Source organism: Vibrio marisflavi CECT 7928, from assembly GCF_921294215.1.
GTDB classification, from domain to species: Bacteria; Pseudomonadota; Gammaproteobacteria; order Enterobacterales; family Vibrionaceae; genus Vibrio; species Vibrio marisflavi.
This window is the reverse complement of the sequence record NZ_CAKLDM010000001.1, coordinates 478,075-493,172: the sequence shown is the minus strand read 5'-3', so window position 1 is coordinate 493,172 and position 15,098 is coordinate 478,075. Positions and strand designations below refer to the sequence as shown.

The 15,098-nt window shown below is 40.2% G+C and carries 15 protein-coding genes; 6 read left to right on the top strand and 9 right to left on the bottom strand.

Annotated elements, in window-relative coordinates:
* Positions 1-169 precede the first annotated feature (169 nt).
* Positions 170-601 carry a cupin domain-containing protein gene (locus tag L7A31_RS02235; RefSeq protein WP_237359862.1) on the bottom strand — a complete coding sequence of 144 codons (432 nt, stop codon included), beginning with the start codon at positions 599-601 and terminating at the stop codon, positions 170-172.
* Positions 602-822: 221 nt separating this feature from the next.
* On the opposite strand from L7A31_RS02235, the gene L7A31_RS02230 reads away from it, so the two are divergent.
* Positions 823-1,086: a hypothetical protein gene (locus L7A31_RS02230; protein WP_237359861.1), complete on the top strand. Its 264-nt coding sequence runs from the start codon at positions 823-825 to the stop codon at positions 1,084-1,086.
* 91 nt (positions 1,087-1,177) lie between these two features.
* Here L7A31_RS02230 and L7A31_RS02225 read toward each other — a convergent pair whose 3' ends face one another.
* Together L7A31_RS02225 and L7A31_RS02220 are read right to left on the bottom strand one after the other, a co-directional pair.
* The gene (locus L7A31_RS02225) at positions 1,178-1,786 is read right to left on the bottom strand and encodes a hypothetical protein (RefSeq protein WP_237359860.1); all 609 of its coding nucleotides are present in this window, start codon (positions 1,784-1,786) and stop codon (positions 1,178-1,180) included.
* Positions 1,787-2,015: 229 nt separating this feature from the next.
* On the bottom strand, positions 2,016-2,792 hold the full coding sequence (locus tag L7A31_RS02220) for a DUF4344 domain-containing metallopeptidase (RefSeq protein WP_237359859.1): 777 nt from the start codon (positions 2,790-2,792) through the stop codon (positions 2,016-2,018).
* A gap of 399 nt (positions 2,793-3,191) precedes the next feature.
* Here L7A31_RS02220 and acnA point away from each other — a divergent pair, with 399 nt between their 5' ends.
* The 3 genes from acnA (at position 3,192) to L7A31_RS02205 (ending at position 8,924) form a co-directional block, all read left to right on the top strand.
* A complete protein-coding gene (acnA, locus tag L7A31_RS02215; protein WP_237359858.1) occupies positions 3,192-5,849 on the top strand; it encodes an aconitate hydratase AcnA in 2,658 nt (885 codons plus the stop codon).
* Positions 5,849-6,679 carry an isocitrate lyase/PEP mutase family protein gene (locus L7A31_RS02210; RefSeq protein ID WP_237359857.1) on the top strand — a complete coding sequence of 277 codons (831 nt, stop codon included), beginning with the start codon at positions 5,849-5,851 and terminating at the stop codon, positions 6,677-6,679. Before acnA ends, L7A31_RS02210 begins: the two co-directional genes overlap by 1 nt.
* Positions 6,680-7,499: 820 nt before the next feature.
* Entirely contained in the window at positions 7,500-8,924 is a 1,425-nt protein-coding gene (locus tag L7A31_RS02205) for an OprD family outer membrane porin (RefSeq protein ID WP_237359856.1), read from the top strand.
* A gap of 86 nt (positions 8,925-9,010) precedes the next feature.
* Here the strand turns inward: L7A31_RS02205 and L7A31_RS02200 are convergent, their stop codons facing one another.
* From L7A31_RS02200 to L7A31_RS02190, 3 genes are read right to left on the bottom strand one after another with little or no spacing between them, the layout of a single operon-like run.
* Positions 9,011-9,235 carry a hypothetical protein gene (locus tag L7A31_RS02200; protein WP_237359855.1) on the bottom strand — a complete coding sequence of 75 codons (225 nt, stop codon included), beginning with the start codon at positions 9,233-9,235 and terminating at the stop codon, positions 9,011-9,013.
* 3 nt (positions 9,236-9,238) lie between these two features.
* Entirely contained in the window at positions 9,239-9,865 is a 627-nt protein-coding gene (locus tag L7A31_RS02195; protein WP_237359854.1) for an isochorismatase family protein, read from the bottom strand.
* 33 nt (positions 9,866-9,898) lie between these two features.
* Positions 9,899-10,573: a pirin family protein gene (locus L7A31_RS02190; RefSeq protein ID WP_237359853.1), complete on the bottom strand. Its 675-nt coding sequence runs from the start codon at positions 10,571-10,573 to the stop codon at positions 9,899-9,901.
* 122 nt (positions 10,574-10,695) lie between these two features.
* Here L7A31_RS02190 and L7A31_RS02185 point away from each other — a divergent pair, with 122 nt between their 5' ends.
* Positions 10,696-11,571 carry a LysR family transcriptional regulator gene (locus tag L7A31_RS02185; protein WP_237359852.1) on the top strand — a complete coding sequence of 292 codons (876 nt, stop codon included), beginning with the start codon at positions 10,696-10,698 and terminating at the stop codon, positions 11,569-11,571.
* 63 nt (positions 11,572-11,634) lie between these two features.
* Here the strand turns inward: L7A31_RS02185 and L7A31_RS02180 are convergent, their stop codons facing one another.
* Positions 11,635-12,456 carry a substrate-binding periplasmic protein gene (locus tag L7A31_RS02180; RefSeq protein WP_237359851.1) on the bottom strand — a complete coding sequence of 274 codons (822 nt, stop codon included), beginning with the start codon at positions 12,454-12,456 and terminating at the stop codon, positions 11,635-11,637.
* A gap of 583 nt (positions 12,457-13,039) precedes the next feature.
* Here L7A31_RS02180 and L7A31_RS02175 point away from each other — a divergent pair.
* Positions 13,040-13,828 carry a lipopolysaccharide kinase InaA family protein gene (locus L7A31_RS02175; RefSeq protein ID WP_237359850.1) on the top strand — a complete coding sequence of 263 codons (789 nt, stop codon included), beginning with the start codon at positions 13,040-13,042 and terminating at the stop codon, positions 13,826-13,828.
* Positions 13,829-13,887: 59 nt separating this feature from the next.
* Here the strand turns inward: L7A31_RS02175 and L7A31_RS02170 are convergent, their stop codons facing one another.
* A complete protein-coding gene (locus tag L7A31_RS02170; RefSeq protein WP_237359849.1) occupies positions 13,888-14,046 on the bottom strand; it encodes a hypothetical protein in 159 nt (52 codons plus the stop codon).
* A 98-nt stretch (positions 14,047-14,144) separates the two neighbouring features.
* Positions 14,145-15,044, bottom strand: a complete 900-nt coding sequence (gene rarD / locus L7A31_RS02165) for an EamA family transporter RarD (RefSeq protein ID WP_237359848.1) — start codon at positions 15,042-15,044, stop codon at positions 14,145-14,147.
* Positions 15,045-15,098: the final 54 nt, after the last annotated feature.

The following is a 15,098-nucleotide window of genomic DNA, read 5'->3' as shown; positions in this document are numbered from 1 at the left end:
AGCTTCCAAGATATCGAAGCATTGTGAGTGAACTATGGAGAAATTATGGAGATTAAGAGGCGTGAGAGAAAAGCGTGTGTAATAGAATATAATGTAAGAAAGTGTCAAAAGGCTCCGCACTGCTTGCCTCTATAGCGAATGTGCGAAGCTCTCTTTTTAATGCTCAGCTCTATTTAAGAACCGTAATGGGTGAACCTTCAGTACTCGCGTAAACGACAATAATTTCCGCAGGTTCATTGCCAATATTACGACCATAATGCCATTTATTGGTGACCTCGATTAAAGCATCACCAGCCTTTATCGTTTTTTTCTCACCTTGTTCTGTCGTGACTTCTAGCTCACCTTTCATCAAGTAACCAGCATTGATGACCGGGTGCTTATGCATTGGCAGTTTGGCTCCCGCAGGTATAGTGATCTTTAAGACTTGTACTTCAGGTTGGCCTTGACCATATTTTGGCAACGTCGAACCGTCCCAGCTTTTTGTTGATTTCGCTAGAACTTTGACTTGAGCTTTCCCATGTTCATGCTCGCCTTGAGCATATGCGCCACTGGTTAAGCCGATAGAAATAGCTAACACAAAGAATAAATTTTTAATATCCATATACTTAAATCCCTAAGTGGTAAAGTGTCATGTTACCGAGCGCTGTAACATATAGATAGATGCCAACTGTCTAAATTCAGCTATTTGAGGGATAGCTCTCTATTGTTCAAGGGAAAGATATTCTTCAGTTTTAGTGACATCTCCTTTTTGTCTCCATAGTTCCTCCACATTTACTCAGTAAATTACAAAACGACTATCGGTAACACACAACTGGAGACAAAATGAATAAATCAATTCTTGCTGGCATATTTACAACTCTTATCTTCTCTAGCAGCATCACTTTTGCGCAGCAAGCACAACACCCTCGTTGCCCTCCTACATTTGAGCAGCTTGATCAGAACGGAGATGGCGTACTTGAGAAAAGTGAAGTAAAAGGGCCTCTAGCTAGAGATTTCGATAAGTTAGATGCCAATGAAGATGGCGTACTATCCCAAGATGAGTTACCAGAACCACCAACACACGACGGGTGCTCCAACTCACAGTAAAACATTGATTTAATTACATCTAAAAAGGCAGGTATATAGAAAGTATACCTGCTTATACAATCCTTGCTAACATCCACACAGGCAATACTCCCTATAAAAACATCGTTAGCTTACCTTTGTTTATAGTGATGTTGCTGTCAGTAACAACACTTTCGACTTTATCAATTAGAGCTTCATTGACCTTGCTAACTAACTTGCTCTGTTGCTTTTTTATCTCGGTTTTCTGCTGAAGGTACTTTTTTGTCTCTGCTTCAAATTTCGCATTATTAATCACCAACTGCGCATCTATTACCCTTTGCGAGCAGTTCTTTTCATAATATTGCTGGTTGTTCATAATCTTTGTTATCGCCGATTCGTACTCATCTTCAACGACTTCCAATTTTTTCTGTTGAACACCTATCTTATACAAGTTGTATTCTGAGTATAGGTGCCTTCCATTAAGTGCATTCTTGGTATACGAAGCACTGCTATATGCGTAACTAGAGGTTAAGGTATTGAAAGAGTTAGAGTTGAACAGGCCAAAAGAATTTTCTTCTGCACATTTAACACTGACTATGTTACCTACTTTTATGTCTTGAGTCGTACCTGTTGTTAAACGAGTGTCAGATGTTTTTATATATTCAAAGTGCTTATCACTCACCTCTTCCAAATAGTCACTATTTAATTCAATACTTCCGCTGTTATCTGGACTCCCTCTCATATTCAACCCCTATTTATATGCCTATTAATCAAAGGAAAGTAGTATATTGACAAAGTATATAAAACCATCAACTATTATCTTTATCAGTAACCACTATATTTATTTTCAAATTGCATACAACTTGATTGTCATATTTGGTTTCAATAGATAACAACAATTGCCAACAATTCACACTTTAAGGTATTTAGTTAAACAACCAAATAATACCAATCTGAACTATTGATACGATTTATTTTGACTTTTGTGGCTTCAAGTATCTATGCCAATTATCCGATATATGCCCATACTGAAATTCGCAAAACTCTTTTCTCTCGCCAACGTAGTCTTTCTCGATTTCGTCTAGTAAACCCTTATAAGTTTCGGGATCACTGCCATAAACAAGGCATAGGGTTGAAAAGTACCGTTGCAAATCGAAGCTGTGGTCATCGATATACTCGTCAAACTCATAGTAGTCAGGTCTATCTTTCGACTCAAAGTCAAACATATCCGCTGCACTGATCGCGACTTCTCCGCCATTGTCTACATATTCAATAAGCAATATGGTTGCAAAATTATCAACCGCATCTTCTTCTTTTCCTAAGATAGGGATATTTTTCTCGTACACATACGCGTGTCCAACCTCATGTAAAAGAGTATGAAGTAAAGTATCCATAGCAGCTTTTTTTGGTTCAGTGCCGTACTTTTTCTTATAGTCATTCTTTTTAAAGTACCCAATTGCATCGGTGTAAAAAGTGTAGGGAATGAAAACAGTATGAATCTCAGAGTCGTACAGCGGCCCTTCTTTTCCACCATACTGGATAGTTAAAGCCTTCTTGAACGGAAACAGTTTTTTCGAAAGGTCCTGTAACGTCTCATTGCTCGTACTTGCCTTTATTTCCTTCATTGCACGTTTTTCGGCCGCATCGTAGGGCTTCTTGTATTTAATTTCGATACTAGCCAGTGCCAAGTTTGTATTAAAAACGGAAAATAGTAATGATAGCGTTAGCGAAACAATCGTAGATTTCATCGAGCTTGCTCTTACGGGAATACACTACTTCTATTTTTGAGAACGATTCAATTAGACTCAATATACTACCCCAAGTAGTGGAGTTGACTTCACAAACATAGTAAATGAGTGCTTCCCCACCACCCCGAACATCCGAAAACCGGATTCACCTATTAAGCCAACTAACCTAACAACTCTGTTAGATAAACTAAATAATTTAATTAGTATTTTCGTGCATACTAGCTTTACTAGTTTAGTTTCATAACTGGCAAAAAGACACTGTAGAACTGACTAGAAGAACATCTGAAATTTCCATTATATAAGCTATTTACTGTTGGTTCATATTAGCCATTACCACATTGAACACTGGCTCAATAATAAAAACTAGATTTTGAAAATAAATAACGTGAGGTCAATGCTATGAATTTAAAAGAGCAAACTAAGTTTTCTATTCTAAGTAATGATAAGACTTACCATGGTTACAGTATCACAAAGGCTGCAAATCTATTCGATATAGATATCTCTAGGTTACCTTACTCGATAAGAATATTGGCAGAAAATATACTTAGAAACTTGGACAACCCTTATACTACTGTAAATGATTTTAAAAAAGTTCTTGATTGGAATCGGCAGCAGATAGAACACAACGAAGTACCGTTTATGCCTGCTCGAGTTATTATGCATGACTTAGCTGGTGTCGTAGCTCTAGTTGATTTTTCTGCTATGAGAAATCAAGCCCTCAAACAGAATTTAGAACCTAAAAAGATAAACCCTTTAGTTCCTACCGATGTAATCATTGACCACTCAGTCCAAGTCGAACATACCCAATCAGCACAAGCATTAAGTTTAAATATTGCTAAAGAAGTTCAAATGAATGAAGAACGATTCAGCTTACTAAAGTGGGGAGCTGCTGAATTCGATAATTTTAAGCTTATCCCTCCGGGGAAAGGAATTATCCACCAAATTAATTTGGAATATTTGGCGAAAGGAATCAACTTTTCAACAGAGAACGATGAAACCACACTATTTCCAGATTCATTAATTGGTACAGATTCCCATACCACAATGATCAATGGAGCTGGTGTATTTGGTTGGGGAGTGGGGGGTATAGAAGGTGAATCCGTTATGTTGGGCCAACCTTATATTATCCGCCTCCCCCAAGTTATTGGTGTCGAGCTAACTGGAAATATAGGTAATACCGTTACCACCACTGATATCGCGTTATACATAACAAACCGTTTACGCCAACACGGAGTTGTAGGTTGCTATGTTGAATTTTTTGGTGAGGGTGTCGACAAGTTATCGGTTCAAAACAGAGCCACGATTGCTAACATGGCCCCGGAATACGGTGCCACGATGGGATATTTTCCAATTGATGCTAAAACTATGGAGTATTTTAAGCAGACGAATAGAAGTAAGCATACAGAGCTTGCAGAGCATTACTTACGTAAACAACGCCTATTCAAAGACAGTTCCTCTATCACGCCACACTACGCAGACATTGTCACTATTGACCTTTCAAGTATCGGTTCCATTTTAGCTGGTCCTAAAAGACCGCAAGATAAAGTTAGGCTGCGAGATTTAAAGAACAACTTCCGAAATTCGTTAGACACTCGAGTTCCGCTGCAAGATATTCCAGCGAAGAGCTCGAAACAAATCGCTTCAATTGAACATGGTGATATTGTCATAGCAGCTATCACTTCATGCACCAATACCTCTAACCCTGATTTATTGATTGGTGCCGGTATCCTTGCGAAAAAACTCGTAGATAGAGGTTTACAAGTCAATAAAAACATAAAGACTTCATTTACTCCGGGGTCAAGAGTCGTTCAAAGCTACCTATCCAATTCAGGGTTGTTGCCCTACTTAGAGCAACTTGGATTTAATATTGTCGCTTACGGCTGTGCTACTTGCGCTGGAAACTCTGGCAGTTTGGACTCAGAAATTGCTGAGCAGATAATAGCTAAAAACATAGTGGCTACAGCAATCACCTCAGCAAATAGAAACTTTGAAGGTCGAGTGCACCCACTGGTCAAATCTCACTATATTACTTCTCCGATATTAGTTGTCGCGTTAGCTGTGTTCGGTAGTGTTCTATTCGATACGGAGCATGACCCGCTAGGCCATGATGAAAATGGAAAGCCCGTTTACTTAAAAGATGTTTGGCCAATACAAGATGAAATTGAAACCGTTAAATCTCAACACTTAAATGCATTTCTATACTCAAAGTCTTATAGTGATGTTTTCACTGACACTGGAAGTTGGCGCAATATCCCGGCTCATATAGGCGAAGTTTACGGCTTTTCCGATAGCTCTAGCTATATCAAATGCCCAAATTACTTTAATCACGATACAAACAACGATATCAATCAGATAGTTAATGCGAGAGCGCTTTTAAAACTGGGCGATAGCATCACTACCGATCACATTTCCCCCGTTGCTGCCATCGATGAGCTTTCTGCTGCGGGCCAATACCTACTCGCTAATGGTGTACCAAGTCATGAATTCAACAGCTATGGTTCACGCCGTGGAAATCATGAGGTGATGGTTAGGGGGACGTTTGCCAATATTCGCATAAAAAACTTGTTGGTTCCGGGCAAGCTAGGTGGCTATAGCATTCACCACCCAAGTGGCTCAATCGATTCTGTTCATGCCACAGCAGAGAAATACTCAAAAGAAAATACACCCCTAATTGTAATTGCGGGAAAGGAGTACGGTACAGGCTCTTGTAGAGACTGGGCAGCAAAAGGTACAGCACTACTCGGTATCAAAGTCATTCTAGCGGAGAGCTTCGAAAGAATTCATCGAGCTAATTTAGTTGCTATGGGCGTTTACCCTATTTCTTTTACCAATAATGATTCTGCACAAAGTCTCGGATTGCTTGGAGACGAAGCATTTACCTTTACACAAGATAGACTCGATAAAAGTCGAATCTTCGTATCTGCGACAAATTCAAATCACGTTATCCGATTTCAAGCAAAGCTATGCGCAGAAACCGAACTTGAGTTTAAGTACCTATCCAATGGTGGCTTAATACCAACCATTTTTAAAAATATTTACCATGAAGGAGTAGAGTAATGAACAAACTATTCGAGCTATTTTCTCAAGACAAACTATTCGTTGCACCGGGTGTATATAACGGCTTGTGCGCAAAGCTAGCCGAAGCAGCCGGATTTGAAATCATTTACGCTTCTGGTGGAGCTATCTCTCGCAGTGCGGGAGTACCCGATTTAGGCATATTAAGTTACACCCAAGTCGCTGATATTTTATATCAAATCGCTGACTCAGTAGCCGTGCCAGTGATCGCTGACTTTGATAATGGCTACGGCAACCACGTGAATGTATCGTTTGCTGCAAAACGATTCAGATCGACGGGTGTTTTAGGTGTTCACATGGAAGACCAACAGCTACCAAAACGTTGTGGGCATTATGATGGTCAACAAATTGTCGCTTGTTCGGAATTTGTCGATAAAATAAAAGCATTTAAAGACAGCGTTGGTGACGATTTATATCTAATCGCGCGTACCGATGCCATTGCTGTCAATGGTATTGGAGATGCGATTGAACGAGCAAACAAGTACTTTGATGCAGGCGCAGACATGATTTTTGTCGAAGCACCCACATCTGTTGAGCAAATCCAATATATTGGTGAAAACCTCAGTTGCCCGAAATTACTCAATATGTTTTATAGTGGAAAAACTCCCGTTGTTCCGTTAGATCAGCTCAAGGAATGGGGATTCAATCTCGTGATTGACCCAAGTGACCTACAACGTGCGGCTATCAAAGCGATACAAGAAACACTTGTAGAGGTTAGAAAACATGGCCACTCCAAAGGAATAAAAGACAAGCTGATCAGCTTTGCTGAAAGAGAGGAAATTATAGGTACAAAGAAATTAATCACTTCTTAATGTGAGCAGAAAAAGCGAAATGTAAGCCAACCTGACAAACCTATGAAATCGTAAAGAATTCTGTGTAATACACTTCTATGATTAACAGTATTTTTTACGATTTCTTTATGCGCATATAAATACTTCCTAAACTCTCAATAATCTAATTTTCAATGAGTTTCCCTCCTTCAAGAAAAGATTAGATTCCGTTTTATAAAGTCACAGTTTTTAATCTAGATTCGATTTTAATGTTCAAAATGTGAGCTTTAACGTTTTTTTATTGAATAAATTAAGTAATATTTATGACAAATAAATGAGAGCGCTCTCATTTGGTGTGTGAAGTAATTCAGCAATCACTATTGATGTAAGAGCGTTGTCGTCTAAGAGGTGTAGCTATCTATGTTTACGCAGAAAATTGAGGTTTTATTGATTATTTTTCAACTGGTTAAGTCGTATGAAAACTCGTTGTTCGGTAGTCACCACTCACCGGATAGCAAAGCATAGTTGTACTAAAACGATTGGATAGCACATAAACCAAAAGTCGATTGATTTAAGGATATTTAACAAGCATTGATATTAAGAATCTAAGCCATAGACGTTTTGTGATAATAAAAGAATAAACACAAAATCAAACTAATCGTTATAACAAATATCATCTTAAACCTATTTAGATTGAGACGTTAACCTATGGGTGTCGAATAGTACGCCCTGTGAACACCTATATCTAAATTAACCTTCAAACCAAATTATATTGGTTTGTTTGCACTTAATAGTTATTAAAACAAAAAGAAGTAGTTAGCCAACATAACTTGCATTGTATTTAACCTACATGGAAACCACTATGAGTATTAGAAATAATATATTTATACGGACTACACTCGCTAGCACTATTTTATCTGTTATATCCGGAATCGGGCTTGCATATTCTAGCAACGCTCAAGCAGAAGAGGCTGTACAAGAATCTGTAAGCACCGCAACGAATGGATATTCTAGCTTTATTGACGATAGCAAAATCACTGGTGGTTTCTATGTTTGGTACCGTGACAGAGATCGTAAAGACGCACCTGATGGCGACTATCAAACCAATCTCTCTCACACCACTCTAAATGCGAATATCGACGCTCAGTCGGGCTACATCAACGGGATCATTGGCGCTGACTTTGCCGCTTTTTATGCAGCCGATGCAGCAAATGATGGCGACCCTCACCACGAAATGGCTTTCTTCCCCGGACAAGATAACCCTTGGGATACCACTCAAAGTGCAAGCTCAGCTAAATCTGGTGCTTCTATCTACAAAGCGAACATAAAGTTTAATGCCGCTGACGTACATGGCGTTGTGGGTTACTACCAACCAACTGGACCAGGCGTGTTAGGTGTTAACTGGTCATTTATGCCCGGCACATATCAAGGTGCCGAGTTGTCAACAAAGATTGGTCAATGGGAGATGGCCGTCAACTATGCTGACGAATACAAAGCCCCATGGTTCCAAAATACTTATCAATTCCGAAAGAATGACGGGACTACTATTGTTGACTATTTATACTCGGTAGGTGCAAAGTATAACTTTACTCCCCTAACCTCCCTTGAAGTCGCTTATGGTGCGTCGGAAGACTATTTAGAAAACGCCCACATAAAAGCAAAACATACCATCGAATATCAAGACTCATCTAGTCTATATTTGACCTACCAACTATATATGATGGATGACAGCGACAATAGCGGCGGTGTAAACGACAACTTTGAAGGGATGGCATTTCAAAGCTACCTTGCTGCACACTATAAAACGGGTATGTATACATTCAAAGCTGAAGGCTTACATACTACCGCCCGTCAGGACAACAGTAATCAAGTTGGCTACTTTGCATACCGTTTAACCAGCCAATACGGTGGCTCGAACGGTGCGTACGAACCATGGTGGGATGCCCGCTCTGACTGGAACCAAAACGAGGAAACCGCTTTATATACTGGAGTCTGGCGTGAATTTTCCGACCTTGGCGTTCCGGGGTTAAGCTCTGGCGTATCCTATGTATACGGCTTTGGCGGAAAAGCATATTCCAAACCTTCGGCAGAACTTATTGAAACTGCTTGGAACTTCGACCTTGGGTATGTCATTCAAGAGGGTTGGTTTAAAGGTACCGCTGCGAAGCTCCATTACACTTTGTATGACAACCGCTCTGGCGAAGGTAGCTGGGGAACATTTAAAAACGCTTTTCAAGATGAGAGAGACTTGAAGCTGACACTAACCGTTCCGTTTGATTTGAAGTGATCACCATCGTGAATAACTTGAATTATCAATTGTAACCAGCGAGAGGCACACCGCACTCAACATTGGGTGTGCCTCAGTATATAACCTTACTGAGTGACTTTCAGGTGTGCTTTTAGCGCTAAGGGCAACGCAACGTAGTTTACAACTCCCGTGATGATAGCCACAGATATAACGGTTACTGTGATCGGCTTGTCCGAGATCGACTGAATAACCCAAGGTGGAATAAAATAAACCAATGGTAACAATATAATAAATGTGTACAACGCCACCCAATGCGCATTAGGTGGCGAGCCTTTTCGCTCACCACACATAGTCTACCCCTTCGCGAAATAACTGTTCATTACATAGCCATACTTGGTCGTATGTTCCGCTAATACACGACCTAGAGAATCACCATAATCACTGCGCCAATCATTCATCAGCTCAGCTAAAACCGATGCCCAAGTGGTCACTTTTACACCGGCTTGAGTCAAGCGCTGTATGGTGACCTCTTGTACCGTTTTGTTCCACGTTCCCGATGCATCAATCACTGCATATACATCGTAACCCTCTTCAACCGCCGAAAGTGCTGGGAAAAGGAGACATACATCTGTCACGATACCTGCCATAATGATTTTCTTGCGTCCTGTTTGTTCAATCGCCCCACGGAAGTCAGCACTGTCCCACGCATTTATTTGACCAGCTCGCTCAATAACATCCACACCCAACACTTCTGGGATCTCTGGCATTATTGGACCATTTGGGCCGTCAGGTAAACTTGCTGTCACCACTGAAGGCAGATCAATTGCTTTCGCAGTACGAATTAGCCCCATGATGCTATTTTTAAGTACCGTTGGATGTTCATCTCCAAGGCCAACCATAAGCCCTGTCTGGTGATCGATCATCGCTAATACTGCGTTCTCAGGAGTTAAAAATTCTGAATATTTTGTTTTCGTTGTCATGGTTTGTTCCTCTATTTGGCTTTCTTTATTTAATTATTCTTTGAAAATTAGAATGAGTTGGCTGTCTTCACGAGCAGTGAAGTTCAACACATTGGTGCGAAGCAAAGTTCCAGCTTCAATATTTTGATTGTTCACAATCGCTGAGCCACTGCTTAAGTAAGCGAGTACATCACCAACTTGCTCCGTTCGATCACCCTCTTGCGCTTGAAATAGTTCAATAATGGTGTGGCTTTCGAACGTATCGTGTTGCTCTTGTGTGCCACCGTAAATTCTTACTCTGTTTCCAATAACTGGTTGATAAGCCTTATATCCAGCCTTCTGTCCGGAAACCTCAGGCAGTACCCATAGCTGTATAAGCTTATTCGTCTCATCATCGGGGTTGATTTCATTGTGGGAAAACCCTTCCCCACCAGCACGCTGAACTTGAGCCCAGCCAGTCTCTAAGCTCTGGCCGTGTTCGAGCGAACCTGCATGTGAAATTCGCCCTTTTGCCATAACACTTATCACATCGATTTCGTGATGTGGGTGCATTCCAGTCTCGCCAAAAGGCTCAAAGTTGGCGTCAGCCAAATAGACAAAGTTACCAATGCCATCAAAGGCCTGTGTACCAATAGCTTTATTAAACACTCGAGAGTCTTTAACCAGTTGCTTTTCTTTTAACCCTGCAAATCCGCCTTGTGGTAGTTGTTCTAAGGTTAAAACTTTCATCACTCTCTCCTTCATCGTTATCTTGTAAGCGATGAATTAAGACTAATTTGTTACCCATTGTTGATAAATAAGCAAATTGATATATGATTGTTCAATATTTGATAACTAATAACTAAATACATATGGTTGATGTCAATGACATGCTGGTTTTTGCCAAGGTCGTGGAAAAAGGTAGCTTTACCGCTGCGGCAGATGCTTTAGGTACGCCAAAATCAAATATCAGCCGAAAAATTACCCGTTTAGAAAACGAAATTGGCGTTCGACTGTTGGAGCGTTCAACACGCTCTCAAAGACTCACAGAAATTGGAAAGCAGTTTTACGATTCATGTCGGCGAATTAAAGACGAATTAAAAGTTGCCCAGCACACAGTGGAAACACTACTAGAAAAGCCAGTAGGGACTTTGAAGATATGCGCTTCCGTCACTGTAGGCCAGTCGTTACTATCAGAGTTATTTGCCGGATTTTGCAAACAGTTCCCAGAAATTAAGCTGGAAATTAGTCTAACTAACCGTAGAGTCGATGTGATTGAAGAGGGCTTTGATATCGTTTTTCGAGTAGGGAAACTGGTTGAATCTGGGCTAGTCGCGCGAAAACTGACAACATTAGATCTCCGACTCTATGCGGCGCCAGAGTTCTCTAAGGAAGAGATAAATGTGCCAACAGATCTTATTCCTTATCCTCTGATGCTCATGAGTGACAAAGAGCGTAAACCAATATGGAACTTTGTTTCTGGGGACTCGACGCAGCAAGTACATTTTAACCCATATATACAGTGCGATGACTTTTCTGTTTTAAAGAGAATGGCAGTTCAAGGTATCGGAATTACCGAACTACCAGAATACATGGCAAAAGATTTCGTAACGGATGGGAAATTAGTCAATATCTTACCAAAGTGGCAGTTTGAAGGTGTGTCTCTATACGCCTTGTACCCCAGCCGCCGTGGTGCAACACCAAAACTTCGTGCATTGATGAGTTACATGGCTGATTGTTTTTCATAAGGATATGAGAAGTAATATGCTTTCTTTCAGTTACTTTTTTACAGCATTATCTAGGAATTAGGCTTACTTAATAACATCATATTTTGTATAAATATGCTCTTCCAATGGCGGAACTGAGATATTCAGTGGCAGAAGTTTCTTCTCCAAATACCCCTCTCTCGACAATACCTTAAGGGCAGAACGGTTAAACTTCCTCACAAACTCGATATCTGTTGTTGCTTTTGGAAATACGACAAAATAATGGATTTCCATGTGTTTCCAAACATATTTCAAGTTCTCAACGTTGAACCTGCTTGCTCTGAAGTACCCAACTGCTTTGTTGACGTAGTAACCATCTATCCTATTTCGTTTGAGCATGTTTACCAGCTCGCCATTGAGATCCTTACTTGCGTGAATTTTGAAGGGGGACAAACCATCTTCGCTCATCTTGGACTGAACCTCCTCAAGCCGGTGATACATGTTTGTTTGAGGCCCAAACACACCAATCGTCAGATCCTGTAAGTCTTTTGTGCTCTCTATTTGTTTGTTATTCGAGCCTGCAACAAACAGGCCATATTCAGTTTGCAAAAACGGTATCGAATAATAGAGATATTTTGCTCGCTCTTCGTTCCAACCATAAGGGAACCCTGCATCGACCTCACCTGTTCGGACAGCATGTTTTAAACGCTTATTGGGTAGCAACTCAAATACACACTGCTCACCCATCTCATCACAAACATCCCGAACAACCTCTATAAATGGCCCACCAATCTCTCCATTTGGCAAACGCATTGAAAAAGGAGGAAGCTCTAAAGTCGAAAGCGACAACGCGTATGCAGAGTTGAAAATGCAGCTTAGACAGATGGTCATACCTAATACTACTTTTCCAAAAAAACGATTCGTCATTGTGACGCTCCCTATCCAACACTCTCTAATTAGCATAGTAGAGCCTGAAACTTGTGCTTTGTTGGTATGTATTTGACTACTTTTGAGGCAGACAAGTGTACATTGACTAATAAGGGCAAGATGCTACTGGCGCCTGTACAACAATGGTTATAGCCACATTGAAGAGTACTGACTCAGGTATACTGGGCTGGAAGTGACTGTTCACATTTTTTTCACAAATGTAAAGTATTGAGTAAATACTCCTCTTTACATTGACGAAAGGAATAAAAATACGATAGCATTCACACCAATCGAACACCGTGCAAATAGTAAACAAGCAGTCACATACCAGATTTATTGAATGGCATCGGTACAAGTGTATGAAAAGGATAACTATTAGGTTCACCTTATTTCGTACGCGGAATTGTAACGTCGCTTTTTTGCAGATTAATGACAAAATTAACTTTAAGACTTGATTGCCATTAGTCATAGAGAAGATACTTTGCTCATCGAATCCTCAACTGGTTGGTTTAAAAGTATTTATTAATGCTGATATTAAGCTTGTTAAGCGGTAAATTTAAAACAGTTAACGAAAACTAACAGCATGTCAGACACCAATACATTGAAGGAGTCAGCGGAAGACATTGCGCTTAATAACACTGCAGGTGTTTATAAGCTTATTAAGGACAATTCAACATACTGGGTTAAGGTTTGCGGAGAAAATAAGTCGAACTTCGTACGATATATTTCATCTCTTATTGCAAAAGCAGAGTCACTTTCCTTTTTGAAAACTAATGCTCTACTTAGCCCATCTGAAAGGTTTGAACACGAGAAGCTCATTATTTCTCACTTGAAAGAGAAAGGCTTCCCTGTTCCTAAAATCATTGATGGCAATGAAGATTACTTCATTACTATGGATGCCGGAACACCTTTTGAACACGTCGATCCAAAACTAGTTAACGAGCAGCTTATTGAGCAGCTGTTGCAAATTTTTGCAGTTTTGCATGAAAATGATATCGCCCACGGCCGACCTGCACTTCGAGATATTCTAGTCAATGAGGACAACGAAGTTCAGCTGATCGATTTTGAGGAAGCGACATTAAAAGCAAACTCAAAACTTAAAGCTAGGGATATTTTCCTACTGTTAATGGACCTTCATCGTATCGAATCCATTTCGCAAGCCGCTATCCTAGACGCATTATTTATGTGGAAAGAAAAGGTTGACGAGCAAGATTGGGTCTCTTTGATTTCAATGGGCAACAGACTTAGTAAGATTTCTTTCATCGCTAAAGCAATCTTAAAATTTAAGCCTAGAAACAAAACTAGTATTCAAATCTTGAAGGTGTTGCAAATACTAAAAGTTGCACAAGATCGCTGCACTCACAGTTGCTAAGTAGAAAGCAATAAAACAACAGGTTCAGAATTGTGAGCCTGTTGTTTCGTTCTCTGCAATCAGTGCTGGACTAAGTCTACTGAAGAGGTAGTCTCAGCAAATGGATGTGGGCCATGTGGTCCCGGGCCCGGCCCTCCTGGTCCTGGTGGTAACTGGCAACCCGCTAAAGCTGCTAATAGAACTGAAACTAACATTATAATTTTGAAATTATCATTCATACTTAGCCTTCCTCTTATTCCTTGACCCAGTTTCCCTTCACCACTTAGCTCTAGAATAGAGCTCCACTATAGTGAGACGCATCGTCTAACCTGTGACTCTATGACTTGTTAACCCTGTATGTCGCTTTTCTTTTCATCACAGACTCAATAACAATAAACACAAGCCCTAGCCAGATAAAACCGAAACTGACCGCTTTAACATAGTCGAATGCCTCACCAAACACTATGACAGCAAGTAAAAATTGCAGTGAGGGCTCAATATATTGCATCAAACCAATATTAGACATGTCTGTCATTCTTACCGACATTGAATAAAAGACCAGAGGCAATATCGTGACAGGTGCTGCTCCAAGATAAAGTAAAGCAGTTCCCCACTCAGTCCCAGTAAACTCAAGCCCAACATAGGCTGACTTGTAGACTAGGAATGCCACAGCAAACGGCGTTAAAGCTAAGACCTCAACGAACAGGCAAATATCCCAGCTATATGAAATTTTCTTTTTACACCAACCGTATATAGTAAAACAAATAGCCATCGTCAGGGCGATGTAAGGTATATGGCCAAACAGAACCAACTGATACAAAACACCTATGCAAGCAAATAGAATAGCTAAAAACTTACCTGAAGATATCGGCTCTTTGTACGCAAAATACCCCAGAGCAACCATCGTAATCGGGCTGATAAAGAATGCTAAACTGGACTCCAAAACATGATGGTTAGTGATTGCCCAAGTAAAAGTATACCAAGAGACACAATAAATTAGGCTAGCGAAAAAAGCATATTTGAATGAAACTTTGTCTTTCAAAATCGCTTTAATATCAGGTAGCTTACCACGTAATAATAAGACCAATAACGCCATTAAAGGAACCGATGCTATAATACGCACAGCTAACAACTCTTCCGTTGAAGCGTGTGGTAAGAATTGATAATAAAGAGGCGTTACTCCCCAAAAGATGAATGAAAGAGCCGCTAATAAGTTGCCAAGACGTATTGTATTCATAACTGGACCTGCGTGAACATTTCATACTCTTTAAACACTTATTTTTGTTGTGCT